Raw genomic sequence first — 17794 nt, 5'->3', positions numbered from 1 at the left:
TCGGTAATATCTCTAATTAGGGTTTGCTGAAAAAGTATGAGTGGTAGGGGTAGGAGACAGGAGACAGGAGACAGGAGACAGGAGACAGGAGAAATTGGAATTTATAGGAGGTAGGAGCGGGCGTTTTGTAAGAATGATTTTTCTGCCCAACTATGCGCCTAAAATACGCTCCATGCATGAGCATAAAGAGGTGAAAAATTTGCACTGCAATTCGACTCCAAAAATTCTTTAGTCTTTATATGTCAATGCTTTTAGATTTAATCAGCAAGCCCTAATTACTCCTACTAAAAATAGATTTCCTGTGGCATCTTGATGAAGAGTTCTTTTCGTAGCAACTATGTGAGTAATTCCACGGTAATCTGTACAATATTCTTCATTTTCTTGCTGTTGATTAGTTTGAAATACTAACTCATCTTGTTACCAAAATATATTAGCTTCATTTTGAGCAAATAATTCGTAATCTGTTTTGATGAGTATATCGTCTACAGAATAACCGAGAAATTTACCATAAGCTTCATTCAAAACAATGCGACGATGATATTTATCCTTGACAAATATAGGGTCAGGAATTGCATTAATAACTGACTGTAGAAATCACATCTTAACTACATTAAGTCGGAACATTTTATTAGTGTCTAGATTCACGGCAAAAGGTAAATCTTTATCATCATTAAATATCAATATAAATATAGGTCAAAAAACTCCATAGGTTGAGCACACCAAATATTTCAGTATAGAGACTAATTAAGACTTCTGAATCATGATCATTAAGGCCAACTATTGTGGTACATATTTAATAAATCATCAAGTATATGATGTGGCTAATGTTTTCGCTCCTTCTCTTGTCACCCACACAAAGGCACAAAGTTAAAAATATTAACTTTTAACTGATAATTTGTAAGAGATGACTGATAATTTAATTATAGTGTCATAGACTCTTTAGTACACTTATGGTGGCGATCGCCACCATAACTTCACTTGACCACTGCTTTAATCCATAGGTTAGAGTTTCGGTGAACCATAATTTACATTTATATTTTTGATTCCTAATTTTTTAGAGGAGAAGGCCAATTTTTAGTTTCTTTTTGCCAATTTTCATTATCTTGTCTCTGATTCGATAAACTTCGCTGAGTAGCTTCCACAAACTGACTCACGCGAATAGGATCTATCGGTTGGTCTATTTGGCCATGTCGCTTCAGCGAGCTAGATACAATAACACCATCTACAGCTGGCATCAAGGTAGAAATATTGTTCCAGTTAGCGCCACTGCCGATAAATATAGGTGTATCTGATGCTGCTGCACTAGCTAATTTTAAATCTTCCAAGGTAGGGGGACTTCCAGTAGTCCAACCGGAGAGAATTATTCCATCAGCTAGACCACGTTCAATTGTTTCTTGGACAACTGTAGTTAAATTGGGTTCACCCAATGGTTGGGCGTGTTTGACTAGAACATCTGCAAAGATTTTGACATCACTACCCAATTCTCGACGATAGCGTAAAAGTTGATGTGCTTTTCCTTCAATTAACCCTTGATCCGTAGACATAACTCCAGTTAGGACATTAACACGAATAAATTGGGCCTGCACACAGGAAGCGATCGCCATCGCACTTTGGCCATCATTACGCAAAACGTTGATTCCAATTGGTAGGGAAACCAAGTTCATAATCTTTTGTACTAATAATGTCATGGCACTAACTACGGCCGGGTCAACTTGGTCTTTGACAAAAGGAGCATCAAAAAAGTTTTCTACGATAATGCCATCTACACCACCTGATGCAAGGGCTGTGGCTTCTCTTTCTGCTCTACTAATAATAGCTTGGAGGTCGCCTCCCCAACGGGGTGAGGTTGGCAGAGGCTGTAAATGTACTACCCCAATGATTGGATGTCTGGTTTTAAATATTTGCTTTAAGTCCACGGGTTTACCTGAAACCACGGTTATTTGGCAATAACATAACAGAATTTACATGAGAAATTATGGCCTAGAATATATCTATTATCTAGACTCTGCTACTATATTGTCAATTTTTGGTCATCATCATTTTAAAGCTTTATCTGCAATGGTATCTCTGGAAGGTATGTATGAGTATTTGTAGGGTGGTTTGGTAGGCTAATTTTACAGAACTTAGAGGATAGGTTTTAGGGGCTGGGGGTTAGGGTGAAAATAAGATAAAAATGTGCCTTCTCGCTTCATTTTCAGATTCTTTGTTTTAGCGTTTATTTATGTCCACTTACTAACTTAAAGAGAACTTACGAATTTTTCAGTTGTTAACATTATGAATAATCTGGCAATATAGTTTTTTTGCATAAGTACCATAAAAATTTGATTTTTATGTATGATTTTTTAGTATTGATGATGTTTATACTTGAAATCTGATTAAATACTATCAACAGTCAAAAATTGCTAAGATGACTCCCGCTATAATCTGTGATTTAGCTATGAGAGTTTTAATAAATTAAATGCTTAGATTTGAGGGTTATTTTGATGAGGCATTGTGAGCTATAATTTATTCAATATGGGAAAGATAGATATAGCAATATGATTTAAGTGGTGAGATATTGAATACTTTTAGGGAACAGGAAACACCGGTTATGGGAGCAGAGAAGAAGAAAAAAATGAATACATAAGAATAAGATAAATGCTATATTGTATCCTTTTAAGGAATATCTAAATTCTCACATCTGATTCGGTGATTGCTATATCCATAATAAATTTAATTTTAGTTGTAATTTTTGTGGATTTTGGAACTTATAGGAGATTTTATTAGCAGAAATTTAAGCAATTTTTACTTGATTTTATTCATTATTTATTGAGTTAAAATATTTATAATTAGTAAATAATAATGTATGTAATTTATCAGCTCTGATTTATCTGGTAAATATTAAGATGATAAATGCTTTACAGTGTAAGGATTTTGCACTATAATATGCCTTTGGAGGCATAATTTTCTACAAACCTTACTAGAAATAGGTTTAAACTCACTTGATAAATTAGCTCTTTAAAAAAAATATTTATTAGCCTCAAGACTACAGACTAAATCATTGAAAATCAAATTGATTAATTAATTTAATTTAGATTAGTGAAAATTCTACTTATAATTTCAGCACTTATACTTGGGTTATTGGGGATCTTGGAAATAGGACTCCGAGTTATAGTGGGTTTTGGTAATCCTCTAACTTATATTGCAGATAATCAAATTGGTTATCTCTTAACACCAAATCAAAATGTTAGTCGCTTTGGAAATCGCATCAAAATCAATCAGTATTCTATGCGGTCAAAACCAATAGAAGAGTCAAAAGAAAATAATACATTGAGAATATTTCTCGTAGGAGATTCTGTAGCTAATGGTAATTGGTGGACTGACCAAAATAACACAGTTTCCGCAATTATAGAGAATTCTTTAAGTGAAAAATTAGGTAAAGATAAAATTGTTGAAGTTCTTAATGCTTCAGCTAATTCTTGGGGTCCGAGAAATGAATTGGCTTATTTAGAAAAGTTCGGTTTGTTTAATTCTCAAATAGTAATATTACTAATTAATACCGATGATTTATTTGCCAAAGCACCTAGTTCATCAGTGGTAGGAGTAGACCGGAATTATCCAGATAAAAAACCTCCTTCAGCTATTGCAGAATTGATAAATCGTTATTTTTTTAAGGCTCCAAAAGTTCCTGAAATTAAAGAAGAAGGCGACCGGGTTGGTTTTAATTTAGTAGCAATTAAAAAAATTTATGAATTGGCTAATTTAAACAATGCTAAATTCATTCTAGCAATGACTCCTTTACTACGGGAAGTAGGTGAACCTGGACCCCGTGATTATGAAATTAAAACTCGTAAACGTTTAGAAAAATTTACTCAGGCAGAGAATATTTTATATCTAGATTTACGACCTATCTTTAAATCTGTCTCAGAACCAGATAGTTTATATCGAGACCATATTCATTTAAGTCCTGAAGGTAATCTAGTTATTAGTGAAGTAATTAGTAAATCAATTCTAGAGCAGAATCAACTATAAAAATCTGTACAGAATTTGTCAGAAACTCAACACTGTAAATCATAAAGTCAGAAACTATTACCACTTTTCCCTAACCAGGAACTACTACATACTAAAAAAATAGTTTAGAGCAAAATTTTTGGAGTAATTATGTCTAACGAAATAGAATATAAAGAGATAAATAAATCTACTATTTCCTCTGATGAATCTTTCTCATCACAACAAAATTCAAGAGAGTTAGAATTATCAGAAAGAGTGGCTCGACTAGAAGAAAAATTAGACCAAGCACTAATGTTAATTTCTGATATTTACCGCTATGGCAAATTGAGAGATTTACTATCCGCAGGAAAATGGAAAGAAGCAGACCAAGAAACTGCAAAAGTCATGTTAGAAATATCTGGTCAAACTGACAAAGAAAAACTGACTCCTGATGATGTTATCAAATTTCCATGTAGCGTAATAAATTTAATAGATCAGCTCTGGACGAATTATAGTAAAGGTCATTTTGGCTTTAGTATACAAAAGAAAATTTATGAAAGTATGGGAGGAACTTATGATATTTCTAATATAGATATGAAACTTTTGAATAAGACTTGTGAACGACTGGGATTGCAGTTAAACAATAAATGGATACCTTATGAAAACCTTAATTTTAGTCTAGAAGCACCTAAAGGTTGTTTTCCTGTTGCTTGGTGGGATTCTCCTTATGGGGCTAAACTAGCAGTATACTTTTTAGCTCGCCTTAATTCCTGTAAAATTAATTGAATTTTTATGAATTTTTTTACTGTTAATAGTTGAAAAATAGTCAAAATTATGCTAGAAAAAAATTATATATACAAATTAATTTTATTTTAATTTCAATTATGGGGGTTAGTTAGTAATGGAAGAAAAAACAATTAATTTAAAGCTAGTAATATTTTCTGGCTTGATGATGGCTGTAATTGGCTCAGTAATTGGATTAGCTGCTGCAGAGATGAGTAAAAGTCGTTATCAATGTTGTAATTTTACAAGAATAGATAAAGGTTATAGCAGTGCAAAAGCACCTCGTGCTTATGCAACAATAGGTGCAATTATGGGATTTGTTATAGGGTCAATTCAAGAAACTGTAAGATCTCTGAAACCAGAAGATGAATAGTAAGCATTTCCTCCGGAATGCTGCGCAAACAGCTATCAGCTTTATTACCTTTAGTGAACAACTAAAACTCGTCGTTCTTGTGCTTCAATTCTCTGGTTAAAAATGTAGTAGAGCTTAAGCGAATGCTTGCTTGATTCATTAAAAATATCAGAGCTAACTGCTAATAGCTAAATGCTGAGGATGAGCAAGATTAAAAAAGTCAATATCTTGAATTATTTAAGAGCAATAAATGTAGTAGAAAAATATTAATTCTCAACTTTGGAAATTGTCTCAGTGGATAAAGAATTTTGCCAAGGGTCTAAAATATCTTTAAATAATGTTTCCTCTATCCAAGTTTTAGCTACTACTGTTAAAGGTAAAGCTAAAATTAGACCTAAAATTCCAAAAAATGTAGTGAAGAAAATTTGAGATGCTAGAGTAACAGCAGGTAAAAGAGAGACTTGTTTTGCCATAACAGTTGGACTTAACCAGTAACTTTCAAGATTCTGAATAATAATATATAAAATTCCTACCGCAGCTATTTTCCAAGGAGCATCTAAAAGAGCAATCATTATGGGAAAAACTACACTCATAGTCGGACCAATATTAGGAATAAAATTGAGTAAACCTGCCAGTAAAGCATGAGTCAGAACTAAATCAATTTGTAATATTAATAAACCAATACCACTGCAGGTCGCCACAAAAAGAGAGTTAATTACTATTCCACCAAACCAATTGCCTAAAGCTACCTCGCACTTTGATAGAATTTCATCTGCACGTCGCCGATAAAAAGAAGGAAATAAAAGTAATCCTACTCTTCGATAAGCTTGAGTATTAACTAAAAACATTATTGTTAATACAAATACGAAAAGTACCTGCAAGAATACTATAAAAGTATTAGAAAAAATCTTAAAAAAGTTGCTAAATAACTGAGTACCGAATGTTTGTGTTTGTACTAGCATATCAGTAGCAGTGGGTGGTGCTGGAAATAAATCGGGTCTTTGTCGATATAACTGTACAAGTTGAGAGCGAACTTCTGTAAATACATCAGGTATCAAGGCAACTAATTTTTCAAACTGGGTAATAAAAGGCGGTACAACTAGCAACAAAAATAGAAGCATAATTAATGTGGCTAAACTTAAAGTAGCAATTACAGCTAAGTTTCTTTTAATTCCCCATCTATAAAATTTCTGTACTAATCTATTCAAGGCAGTTGCTAAAACTATTGCAGCAAATACTAATAGTACAAGTTGTCTAATTTCCCAAAGGATATATAAGGAAATAAGTAAACTAAAAAAGCCTAACCATTGACCAAAATTCATATTTTTTTGTTTTGGAGTTGTTGGAGTTACGACTACTGTAACAATTTCAAGTTGAGGAATAAACCATTAAATTTTCTCCGTTGTTTGCTTTCCCCTTTTGTCTTCCAAATAAGTCTCTCAACTGTAAGCATTCAGCTATCAGCAGTCAGCTATCAGCAATTAGTAATAAATAATTACTTCTCAGATTTGCTCCTGAGACTTTGGCATTCAAGAATTAAGAATTAAGAATGCGCGAATTTAGAATTACCTCTCCTTGAAAAGAAGAGGATTGACGAACAGGAAAATTTTTATTTATTATCCCCGATCAAGGGGAGGCTTTAAACTACAATATTTCGGTAACTTTTTATTCTTTCTCAATTAAATATTGCTTTTAGTGAGCGATAAAAGCAATATTTAATTGAGAAACGAAAAATATTGTTACAAAAGTCAGCTCCAAAGTCTATATTTATCTAAACCTCGTCCTTAAACACAGGGTATTAGCGCTCATAGCTGATGGCTAATAGCTGAATGCTTACCTAAAATCTTATGGCTATATTAACAGAATATTTATAATTAACAGCCCTGTGTAAGAATAGAGTGGTTAGATTCAGAATAGTTGATCGATACTTTCAAACTTATCTCTAAATAGTAAATATTTTGATAATTTTCTTAACTTCCCACCCTGACATCAATTCTCAAAAGTCTTGCCATACCATTCTATAAGGTCTAAAGCCTTTCCTTTTAAGGAGGAAAAAGAAAAAAATAATTTTGGTTAATCCTCTCCTTAAAAGAAGAGGTAATTATTAATTATTAATTATTGAATCCCACCCTTTTGTCATACTAATTTTGAGGTGTAATCTAGATGAATTTATCAAAAAATCAAGTCTTATCATTGTCAATAATTTTACTTTCTTTCACAGTAAATGGATGTACTATCTCGAATAAAAAATTACCACCATCTCCTGAAGTAACTCAAGAGCAGCAACAAAAAGCATTAACTCCTGAAGAAATACACGAAAAAGTTTTAACAATTGACAGTCATATTGATTGGCCTTATCGTCAATTTTTAGATCCTGATTTTCAACCTAATATTAGACATCTACCAGGAAAACTAGGAAGTGGTCAATGGGATATTGTTAGGATGCAAGAAGGTGGATTAGATGCTGTCTTTATGTCAATATTTACTCCTCAAAAGGAACGCGATCGCCAAGGGCATGAACAGGCAAAAGCAAAAGCCATTAAAATGATTGAAATAACAAAAAAGATGGCAGAAGAAAATTCAGATAAAGTTGAAATTGCCTTAAATCCAGAGGATGCTGAACGCCTGGATAAAATGGGGAAAATAGCAATATTTATGGGTATTGAAAATGGCTATCCAATTGGTAAAGATATTAGTAATGTGAAATTTTTCTACGACCAAGGTATTAGATATATAACAATAACTCATTCCAAAAACAATGAACTAGCGGATTCTTCTACCGATAAAAAACAAGAATGGAATGGGTTAAGTGACCTGGGAGAAAAAGTTGTCAAAGAAATGAATAGTTTGGGTATCATGGTCGATATTTCTCACGTCCATGATGATACATTTTGGGATGTAATTAAGTTAACAAAAGCACCAGTCATCGCATCTCATTCTAGTGCTAGACAACTAGAAAATCATCCTCGCAATATGAGTGATGAAATGCTAAAAGCTGTTAAAGAGAATGGTGGGGTTGTACAAGTTTGTATTTTTGATACCTATATAAAAAAACTACCCCAGACAGCAGAAAGAGAAAAAGCAATGAAAACAATTGCCAAAGAAATAACTGCTTATTGGCAAGGAAAACTGAGTCAAGTAGAAATAGAAAAATTTAGAGAAAAATATGATCTAATTAATGATAAATATCCCAAAAATCAACCCACTGTTACTGATGTAGTAGACCATATAGATTATATGGTAAAAGTTATGGGTATTAATCATGTTGGCATTGGTTCAGATTTAGATGGCGGTGGTGGAGTTAGAGGAATGAATGATGTTTCAGAAATGCCAAATATTACAAAAGAATTAGTAGCACGGGGATATACTGAAGAGGATATTCAAAAAATTTGGGGTGGAAATTTAATGCGAGTTTTTAGTGAAGCGCAAAAAGTAGCGAGAGAAATTCAGAACCAAGAAATATCAGGAAAATAACTTTGTAAAATGATTGACTCAGAATTTTTCCAACTATGATTGAGCTTTTCTTTTCGGTTGTATCTGCTGTTTTTCCAGTAGGGTGTATAGTTTTAATTGGTTTTATATTTGGCAAAAATTTTTCCATTGATGAACCGACACTTTCCAAACTGGCTTTGTATGTTTTATTTCCGGCATTATTAACCGATATAATGTATCGGACTACTCTTAGTATTGAGTCAGCAACAGGAATATTTATAGCCTTTGGATTAACCTATCTTTTACTCTGTTTAATATCTTGGGGAATAGGAAGAAGATTAGGTTTTTCGGAGTCTCTACAAAAAAGTTTATTGGCGACTACAGCTTTACCTAATTCTGGAAATATGGGGTTACCTGTAACTTTATTTGCATTAGGAGAAGCGGGGTTAGAAAGAGCAGTAATTTATTTAATATCATGGAATATAATTGTGATGAGTACAATGCCTGCTATCCTCAAAGGGGGAGGGTTTCGGTCTGGTATTATTTTTACTTTTAAATTACCCATAATTTGGGGAATGATTTTAGGTGTAATTCTTAACTCATTTAATATTGAATTACCTCTAAAACTTGATGATGGTTTACATCTTTTGAGAGAAGCTACAATTCCAGTTGCTTTATTATTGATGGGAATACAAATATCTAAGAATCGTTTTCAACCAGGTACTTATGACTTAGGTGCTAGTTTAATCCGTTTGTTAGGAGGAGCATTTGTTGCTTATTTAGTTGGTAAAATTCTGAATTTAGAAATGCTTGATTTACAAGTATTAGTCTTACAAAGTTCGATGCCAAGTGCTTTAACTTCTTTTTTAATAGTTAATGAATTTGGTGGGGATGCGACAAGAACTTCTAAGATTGTAGTAGTATCAACGCTCTTATCTTTTTTAACTTTGCCTATAGTATTATGGGCTATTGGTGCAACATCTTGATGTGTAAGCATTCAGCTGTCAGCTATCAGCTATCAGCTATTAATTTATTGCTTTTATATCAGAAATTAGTGCTGAATGCTGACATAAATTAATTGCTAAAATCTAGAATGAAATGACCCTGAGTGAAGTAGAACAATCTGTAAGCATTCAGCTCTTAGCAGTGAGCACTTCCCTGCGGGATGCTACGCAAACAGCAAATAATTAATAATTCCTTATAAGCTTAAAAGTTGCGTAATTTGACAGTAAGTTTTAACTCTATCCAAATTTATCAATTACTTTTATCTTCTCCTATCATCAATAGCTGATAGCTAATAGCTGACTGCTGAATACTTACAACCATCTTGATGTATATTTCTCTAATTTAATTGAACATTCCTAGCAGATATTATCAAGTAATTATCTATTAAGTTACGTTTAAGTCGATTTCCATTATTTTTTCTATGCCCTTAATAATTTGAGTTGAATTTTCTTCAATTTCATTCAGCTCATTGAGCTTATTATTCCAATTATTAAGCTGTTCTTCTTGTTTTTTCCGTTTTTCGTTAAATATCAATTTTTTGTCCGAACAAAAAATTGATATTTAACCTGTTGAAATTATTTATTTATAGCTAATTATAAATCTTTTTGGATACTGTTAAATAATTCGATAATCTTTTCCTTATTTTGAATTTTTTGTTTTTCTTGGTTCATTTATTTGACGTTTTTTACCAATCCATTTACTAGAAACAATCCCATTAATAATTCATCAAAAAATTGTGCAAAGTTTCCAATTATTTGAGCTGCCTCAATATGCTGACCAAGCTCTAAATCAAAAAATGTTATTCGCTCATCAAGATTTTCAATGAGTTTATGTAGCTCACTCCCTTCAATTTGCTCTTTTGATAGGAATAAAGATTTAGAAGCTATAACTTCTTTTTGAGCTTCTTCAACTAAAATATATCGTTAGTATTGCCAAGATTGTACTATATCTACTAGACCTCTCCGAAAATTAATCTCAAATGTTCAAATTTACTAGGCAAAAACTTAGTTTCTAGAAATTTCTAGTGTAAAAATCTTCATTTTGCCTAAGTCCTTTTAAAATTAGATTAATTAAAATTATATAGTTGCTCTATTAGAGTTTCCTTAATTTTTATATTAGCTGTGAGTAAATAGAATTATGAATTCTAGAAGTTTTCATTTAGGTAGACCAAAGAAACTCTTGCTTAAAGGTAGAAGGTAGGAATTAAAAAGCAGAAGTTATGTATTTCATTAAAGTGAAAAGCGCTATAAGTTAAAGAAAATTTTAACCCTTAATATTCTGTCTCTCAAGAAGGATTTAAATTACTAAATACCTGACTCAGATTTTAGTCTAATTTTTTGTTTGACAATCACTCTCTTCCTAACTTTGACAAAATTTGGCATAATTTTTCAGTAAACTGATCAAAAATTAAGACAGGTGAATATATCCCCTGTCTTAACAATTTTTGGTTCCCAACGTTGACGTTTTTCATGTCACGGAACTAAACAGAATCTACGCGACTTGAGTCCGTGGAGTGTCAGTTATTATCCATTCTAAAGCCTGGTCTTTTTCTGACCAGGAAAAACATTTTGCCTCTATATGAGTCATATTGCTAAAAATTTTATTACTAGCAATAGTCAATTTATTTACCCAAGCTGCGTCACATACAACTGCTTTTTTATCAAAATATTTCAGATGTCCTAGACCAAATTTTAAATCTTCCCATAAAGCTTCCACAGATATTCCTTGAAAACTTTTAACTTCAACATAAACTCGTAATTTAGGTTGAGATTTTAATCTTTCCCCCACTAAATTTTTTATTTTTTCAATGTCACTTATTTCAATTTTGCCATCAATACTAAGACCAATGATGTTCTGATTTGCTAGATGTATAATTTCCATCATAGTATTTTTCTCCTTCTGAGATACTTCTAATTTTAATCTGATATTTTTTGGTAGAGCTTCCCCAGATTTTTTATCCCTTGGTACAGTAATTATGATTTCTCTATTTCCTTGATTTTTCCCTATTAATTGAAGGGTATAAACCCATATATTGTTCCTGCATAAATTGACATACTCAGATTACTTAGTATATTGCTAAGTATTAAGTATTATTAGCTTTAACTAGCTATCAGCTATCAGCTATCATCCTAAAAATTTACGCAATTAGGTATCTGTTTGCGGAGCATTCCGGATCGAAACGCTTTTTAACTTTAAACTTGAAAGTAAAAGGCATCGACCTAATACTTACTCCTACCCTATAACCTAAATTTAACGCAAGTAGATTAAAACTGCCACCAAAGAAGTTTATTGGTTTACATTTATTAAAATAAGGGAGTATTTTTTTATCCCCTTGCTGAAGTATAGAATTTTTGGAAAGGCGAATCTTTGTTAGGAAAAGTTTTTATTTGTCAATCAAAACTGTTTGTAAAAATGCTTGCTTTTTATTCTCTCTGTAAACTGATGGAAGTGTTCAAGAATTTAGAATTAATAATTTAGAATTTAGAATTATTTCTTCTTATAAATAATATCATGTCCGGCTAATTAGTGATAAAAAATTTTCTCCTTCAACTCAAGTTCTTCTTCTTCCTTCTTCTTCCTTCTTCTTTCTTCCCTCCTGACTCGGTCCTTCCCCTCCTGGGAGGGGTTAGGGGTGGGTTGACTCCTGACTCCTCCGTCGTTATTTATTTATAACTGTTCAACCGGACATGATATAAGAGGATTGGATCAAAGGATTTTTTTTCTTCTCTTGGTCTGATGGATATGGCGAGGAGATCCGCTCTTGACAGAGCCGCTACTTCTTACAGAGGAGCTTTCCTATGGTCATGCTGCGCAAACGCTAACGCTAACACCATCCCACCCTTCGGGAAGCTGCGCTAACGACCGTTTTTTTCTCCATGAATGGAGAAGCTTTATACCTGAATTTTTCGGTAAAAAAAAATGGTTTGAGTTAGGTTAGTTAGGCAACGGAAAGTTTAAGCAAATATACAACTTTTTTTGTGAATAAGAAAAAACATTTACTGAGAATATAGGTAGTGGTGTATAAATAGTAATATCCTCAAAAAAGTCAAGTATTCAAGGAAAGACTATCTTTTTGAAAAGAATAATTTAGGTACTTTCTATTCCCTATTCCCTGTTCACTATTCGCCACCTCTACCCTAGTGCAGGATGGCGGAAATAACTAACCAGTTAAAAAAGGTTCAAAAGCTTGTACAATAACCTTTCTTCCCTTCTGCCTTCTGCCTCCTGCCTTCTGCCTTTTTGCACTAGATCGCTACATTTACAGGACTACCAAAATATCTAAGGTTTCTAGATGTACTTTGACTGATAACAAAGTTACGATTCAGGAGACTAACTGACGACTAAATAATTACAAGATATTAACTAAACTGTTGCTGATAAAAACGAGCATAAAGCATACCTTTTTCTAACAATTCTGAGTGAGTTCCTGATTCTAATATTTCACCATTTTCCATAACTAAAATTCGATTAGCACGACGTACAGTAGCTAGTCTATGAGCAATAATAAATACCGTTCTTCCTTGCATCAATCTTTCTAACGCTTCTTGTACTAAAAATTCAGATTCAGAGTCAAGAGAAGAAGTCGCTTCATCTAATATTAATATCTTCGGATTTTCTAGTATTGCACGAGCGATCGCTATTCTTTGTCTTTGCCCTCCAGATAAATTAATACCCCTTTCTCCTACCCAAGTTTGATAACCTTTTGAAAGCTTAGTAATAAACTGATGAGCATTAGCAACTTTAGCTGCCTTTTTTACTGCATCAATATTATAATTTAGCTGACCAAAAGCAATATTTTGCGAGATAGTTCCTGAAAATAAAATTACTTCTTGAGGTACAATTCCAATTTGTCTTCTCAGACTTGTAAGAGTAACATCCTTGATATTTATATCATCAATTAATATTTCCCCTGACTGAACATCATAAAATCTAGGTAACAAATTTGCCAGTGTAGTTTTACCTGCTCCAGAAGCTCCTACCAAAGCAATTATTTCTCCTGAATTTACCAACAAATTTAGATTCTTTAAAACCTTTTTTTCTGACTGATAATCAAAACATACATTTTTATATTCTACCTTTCCCACTACTGGAGGAAGAACAATAGCATCTAACTTTTCTGTAACTTGAGGTTGAATATTTAAAAGTTCAAAAATCCGGTCACAAGATGCTTCTCCTTGTTTAAACTCACTATAATTACTTGTTGTTAAAGAAATCGGATCGATTAACAAAGCCACACCTGTTAAATAACTAATAAAACCTTCTCCAGACAAGTTTCCTTCAGATATTTGCCACGCCCCCAAAAAAAACAAAAAAGCCACACTCATTGCTTCTAAAAAACCCACTACTACAAACTGGAGTGCTTTAACTTTTTCTGCCATATATTTTGCTTGTCGATTTTGTTCAGCTTCCACAGAAAATATAGCAATTTGATATTCCTCAGCAGCAAATGCTTGTACTATTCTAATACCATTAAATACCTCCGTTATTAAAGCTGATAAATTAGAAGTCCGATTTTGACTTTGGTGGGAAAAAGAAAGTAATAATTCTCCGAACCAACCTATTAATAATGCCATTAACGGTGCAACTACTAGAGTTACAACAGTTAATTGCCAGTTGAGATAAATCATGTAACCCAGCACAACTATCAACTGTAAAATACAAGGAACAAATTGGTGAAAAAATTTATTGACAACCTCTCCAGTACGGTCAATATCCTCTGTAAGTCGATAAGAAAGGTCTCCTGTTTTTGATTTTTCAAAGTAACTAATATTGAGTCTTTGTAAGTGAGAATAAACTTCTTTCCGCAAGTCTAAGGCAATAGTAAAAGCAGCTTTTGCCATGAAAGTATCTTGACCATACTGTACAGTTCCTTTGATCAGGAAAATAATAGCTGCAAGACCTGCTAGTTGAGCGATCGCCCCTACATCTCCCCTACCAATATGACCTGCCATTTCACCCAATAGCCATGCTAAAATCGGCCAGAAAATTGTAAAAGCCAATGTACAACCTAATGCTTTTACAATGGTAGGCCAATGTTCATAGATATAGGGTAAGAGCTTCCAATAATTGGATCTAGGTTTCAAGAAATCAAACTTAATACTGTTTTTCAAAATATGAGATTTCTATATTAATTATAAAAAAACTTGCTTTTAGTTGTTTAGTCATGATAGAACCATTTTAAGTCAAGTCTGAGGCAAAATTTGGTCTAGCATATAAGTCCATTTATTCTGTTATGTGTAGAGGCAAGCTAAGTTTTTTGATAATTTGACTTGAATAATGTATTTTTTGTGATATTCTAGATATGCCAACGTAAAGCTTCTTGCAAGGGTTTTGGCATACCCAGGTTCGTGTATCTAGCAAACCCCAAAAATAACTCTTACGTCCTATGTATGGCCTAGCTTCAGAGGCTTATCAAGATGTAACTGTTATGCGGGATTTCATTTAATTTAACTAAACAGAGGAATTCATGGAAATATTAGCATTTTCCCATTTAGCTTTCAACGAAGAAGACTCTACTAACAAAGAGTTTACTGCTTGTGTAGATTTCAAAAAGCTATCTAGTGTTGGAGCAATGGGTTTATTATCTGCTGCTACTTTAGCTGTAGGAATGAATGTAACTGCTGATTCTGCCTCCGCTTATTACGGTGGTGGTAGCTATGGTCGTTATGGTGGCTATGGTGCCTACGGTAGTTCTGGTCGTTATGGTAGCTATGGTCGTAGCTCTGGCCATTATTATAAGAAAGTTGTTAGTCGTTCCTACAGCCGTTCCTATGGTAGCTATGGTGGCTACGGTCGCTATGGTCGTTATGGTGGTTATGGTGGCTACGGTAGTAGTTACGGTGGTGGCTATGGTGGTGATTGCTACTAAGTTTTTAATCGCCTAAGAGTCCACAATTATCTGAAAATTGTGGACTTTTAAATTTTTTTGAATATTCTGCATAAATAATCTACCTAACATGGTAGCTTAGTAATGCAACCAGGGAAATCATCAGATTTCCTTGGTTGTTAACAGCCTAAATTAAGGCTCTACCAAAATTAAATTTCCTTTTTTTGAGTGTCGCACTGCAAAAGAAACCCAAAACGCTATAAGGCAAGTTGGTAAGGCACTTATAAAAAAAAGTTGTAAAACATTACTCATCAGAGGAGTTATGGAAACACTAGCATATTCCCATCTAGCTACTGCCGAAGAAAGTTCTATAGTTGAGCCTACCTTTGAAGGAGTGAACTGGAAAAAGTTCTCTACATTAGGTATGATGAGTCTTCTATCAGCTGCTACTATTCTAGGTGCTATTAGCGCGACTGCTAATTCTGCTGCTGCATGTCACTATAAGAACCCTTGCAGTGGTTATGGTCACGCTCGCCATTATGGCAAAGGTTATTATCGTCCCAAGTATCGTCATGCTTCTTATAAGGGACATCGCCGTCATCGTGGATATTATTTGAGCCATGGTAGTCGTGGACATCAAGTATCCAAGTTGCAACACCAATTAGGAATGATGGGCTATTTTCATCATCATCGTGCAACTGGCTATTTTGGGCCTAAGACTAAATATGCAGTTAAAGCATTCCAACGCGATCATGGCTTAAGGCCAGATGGAATTGTTGGACGTCACACTAGAGCAGCTTTAGGTTTCTATTAAAAATAAAATTTAGCTTCATTGCTAATGGTGATGAGGGTAAAAAATGAGTAGGTGGAGTTATCGCCAATTTTAAGTCTATGGAAAGAATAAGGTTACAGACTGCGGTCAGTGGTTCTCATGGAAACAGGGAGCTAACTCCACAGCTGCTCATATGCTTTTGGGTAAGTTTGGGTAAGTTTAGTAGAACGGTTACTCAAATAATAAAACATCAGAGCTTTTAACCTCAAAGCATTTCAAGATTAATAGTTAATTCCAGGAGCAATACTCCAAACCAATTGCTCCTGTTCATCTAAATATAAGTATCCCTAAAATACCCAATCTCATATATCAAAAGTATTTAGTTGTTTCACCCAGAAACTGTAATACTAACCAATAGAATCTTAACAGAAAGCTTGGAACCTAATATAAAGCTCTGAAAATGATTAAGGTTATTGATAATCTGGCTGATTGATAATTTGAGTATAAAGCCTCCTCCTAGAAAGCTCCTAGAAGAGAGAGTTGATGTTTACTCCAAAAATCGAAAGTGATCGAGGTATTTAACCGCTCTAAACACCTAGCTATCTAGCCAATAAACTGACCTTGAAAACTATAGTGAATTTTCATCAGCTAATATTCATAGTTTTTTGCCAAGGTGGAGAGGCAGTATATTTACCATAAAATAGACTAAATTTCCAAAAAGATTTCAGCCAATAGAGAATAATTTGCTTGAGATGTTGGAATAGTGTTTGGTATTGATTGACATGAAATGTAGGAGTTCTTAACATATTTCCTACTCCCCTATTTTATAAAGATAACTCTATATAATTATTGTAATCTCCTGACTAATCATTTAGGTTAGTCCTCTTAATTAAAGTTAATAAATAATAAATTAAAATTTAAAGAAAGCAGATTTTTCTCATTGAAGGTAAAATCTGGTTTTTAATTTACCGAAAAATTCAGTCTAAAGCCTTGCTCTTAAGCAGCCAATTTTATGTTATGGCAGGGAATAAGGAATAGTGAGAAAAATATTTCCCTGTCTAAGGTTCATTGTTAGTCTATGTCCTAACTAACTCATTCCTTGCTATAAGTGGACTAAATCTTGGCGTACCCTTGCGGAGCGCAAACCAAGAATCCTGCTTTCAGAAGAATCTCCTTATCTGACTACCAGAAAGTATATCAATTTCGTAGAACTAAAACAGGACAATGAGAATACCTGACAATTCGTTCAGCAACCGATCCTAGTAAAAATCGACCAAGACCACTATTTCCTTGGGAGGGAATGACAATCAACTCTGCTTTTTTTTCCTGAGCATAGTCCAAAATTTCTGAGCTAGGAGTTCCGATCGCCACACGAAAATTAACACCTTCATATTTAGCACCTTGAATCCGTTCGTGAAATACCTTTTCGATGTGCTGTTTGCGACTCTGGTCATCTACAGTATGCCACCTTACTCCTGGTTCAGCAGGATTAAGACGAGGTAATACATGAAGAATCCATAAATAAGAAGGATCTCGAATAAATTCTAGAGCTACATCGATCGCCTCAACAGATTCATCGGAAAAATCTATGGGCACAAGTACGGAATTTTTGGAAAATATATTCATTATATTTATGATGGATAAACTGAAGAAT

16 protein-coding genes are annotated in these 17794 nt (G+C 33.5%); 8 read left to right on the top strand and 8 right to left on the bottom strand.

The window, feature by feature from the left end:
• Positions 1-40 precede the first annotated feature (40 nt).
• A complete protein-coding gene (locus F6K06_RS21775) occupies positions 41-232 on the top strand; it encodes a hypothetical protein (protein ID WP_124154250.1) in 192 nt (63 codons plus the stop codon).
• Between the two features lie 185 nt (positions 233-417).
• Here F6K06_RS21775 and F6K06_RS21770 read toward each other — a convergent pair whose 3' ends face one another.
• Both F6K06_RS21770 and btpA read right to left on the bottom strand, forming a co-directional pair.
• Positions 418-558, bottom strand: a complete 141-nt coding sequence (locus tag F6K06_RS21770) for a hypothetical protein (RefSeq protein WP_375339365.1) — start codon at positions 556-558, stop codon at positions 418-420.
• Between the two features lie 488 nt (positions 559-1046).
• The gene (gene btpA, locus F6K06_RS21765; protein ID WP_124144229.1) at positions 1047-1916 is read right to left on the bottom strand and encodes a photosystem I biogenesis protein BtpA; all 870 of its coding nucleotides are present in this window, start codon (positions 1914-1916) and stop codon (positions 1047-1049) included.
• Between the two features lie 1162 nt (positions 1917-3078).
• Between btpA and F6K06_RS21760 the strand changes: the two genes are divergently transcribed.
• The 3 genes from F6K06_RS21760 to F6K06_RS21750 all read left to right on the top strand — a co-directional run bounded on the left by F6K06_RS21760 (position 3079) and on the right by F6K06_RS21750 (position 5125).
• On the top strand, positions 3079-4011 hold the full coding sequence (locus F6K06_RS21760; protein WP_124144194.1) for an SGNH/GDSL hydrolase family protein: 933 nt from the start codon (positions 3079-3081) through the stop codon (positions 4009-4011).
• A gap of 129 nt (positions 4012-4140) precedes the next feature.
• Entirely contained in the window at positions 4141-4755 is a 615-nt protein-coding gene (locus F6K06_RS21755) for a GUN4 domain-containing protein (RefSeq protein ID WP_124144195.1), read from the top strand.
• Positions 4756-4870: 115 nt separating this feature from the next.
• A complete protein-coding gene (locus tag F6K06_RS21750; RefSeq protein WP_240038867.1) occupies positions 4871-5125 on the top strand; it encodes a hypothetical protein in 255 nt (84 codons plus the stop codon).
• A gap of 245 nt (positions 5126-5370) precedes the next feature.
• On the opposite strand, the gene F6K06_RS21745 is transcribed toward F6K06_RS21750, so the two are convergent.
• Entirely contained in the window at positions 5371-6426 is a 1056-nt protein-coding gene (locus tag F6K06_RS21745) for an AI-2E family transporter (RefSeq protein WP_124144196.1), read from the bottom strand.
• A gap of 841 nt (positions 6427-7267) precedes the next feature.
• Between F6K06_RS21745 and F6K06_RS21740 the strand changes: the two genes are divergently transcribed.
• Together F6K06_RS21740 and F6K06_RS21735 are read left to right on the top strand one after the other, a co-directional pair.
• A complete protein-coding gene (locus F6K06_RS21740; RefSeq protein ID WP_287243306.1) occupies positions 7268-8578 on the top strand; it encodes a dipeptidase in 1311 nt (436 codons plus the stop codon).
• A 35-nt stretch (positions 8579-8613) separates the two neighbouring features.
• The gene (locus tag F6K06_RS21735; protein WP_287243304.1) at positions 8614-9522 is read left to right on the top strand and encodes an AEC family transporter; all 909 of its coding nucleotides are present in this window, start codon (positions 8614-8616) and stop codon (positions 9520-9522) included.
• A 403-nt stretch (positions 9523-9925) separates the two neighbouring features.
• On the opposite strand, the gene F6K06_RS21730 is transcribed toward F6K06_RS21735, so the two are convergent.
• The 3 genes from F6K06_RS21730 to F6K06_RS21720 all read right to left on the bottom strand — a co-directional run bounded on the left by F6K06_RS21730 (position 9926) and on the right by F6K06_RS21720 (position 14625).
• Entirely contained in the window at positions 9926-10075 is a 150-nt protein-coding gene (locus F6K06_RS21730) for a hypothetical protein (RefSeq protein WP_287243302.1), read from the bottom strand.
• 957 nt (positions 10076-11032) lie between these two features.
• Complete coding sequence (locus F6K06_RS21725) at positions 11033-11425, bottom strand: STAS/SEC14 domain-containing protein (RefSeq protein ID WP_124144201.1); 393 nt, start codon at positions 11423-11425, stop codon at positions 11033-11035.
• 1475 nt (positions 11426-12900) lie between these two features.
• Positions 12901-14625 (bottom strand): ABC transporter ATP-binding protein, encoded by a 1725-nt coding sequence (locus tag F6K06_RS21720; RefSeq protein ID WP_287243314.1) that lies wholly within the window; start codon positions 14623-14625, stop codon positions 12901-12903.
• Between the two features lie 383 nt (positions 14626-15008).
• Here F6K06_RS21720 and F6K06_RS21715 point away from each other — a divergent pair, with 383 nt between their 5' ends.
• Positions 15009-15410: a hypothetical protein gene (locus tag F6K06_RS21715; protein ID WP_192901266.1), complete on the top strand. Its 402-nt coding sequence runs from the start codon at positions 15009-15011 to the stop codon at positions 15408-15410.
• Positions 15411-15690: 280 nt separating this feature from the next.
• A complete protein-coding gene (locus F6K06_RS21710; protein ID WP_124154248.1) occupies positions 15691-16182 on the top strand; it encodes a peptidoglycan-binding protein in 492 nt (163 codons plus the stop codon).
• A 602-nt stretch (positions 16183-16784) separates the two neighbouring features.
• On the opposite strand, the gene F6K06_RS21705 is transcribed toward F6K06_RS21710, so the two are convergent.
• Together F6K06_RS21705 and F6K06_RS21700 are read right to left on the bottom strand one after the other, a co-directional pair.
• Entirely contained in the window at positions 16785-16946 is a 162-nt protein-coding gene (locus F6K06_RS21705) for a hypothetical protein (RefSeq protein ID WP_161564424.1), read from the bottom strand.
• Positions 16947-17337: 391 nt separating this feature from the next.
• The gene (locus F6K06_RS21700) at positions 17338-17766 is read right to left on the bottom strand and encodes a universal stress protein (RefSeq protein ID WP_124144204.1); all 429 of its coding nucleotides are present in this window, start codon (positions 17764-17766) and stop codon (positions 17338-17340) included.
• Between the last annotated feature and the right edge of the window lie 28 nt (positions 17767-17794).

This window comes from Okeania sp. SIO1H4 (genome assembly GCF_010672695.1).
Lineage (GTDB): Bacteria > Cyanobacteriota > Cyanobacteriia > Cyanobacteriales > Microcoleaceae > Okeania > Okeania hirsuta.
This window is presented reverse-complemented; position numbering and strand designations above follow the sequence as displayed.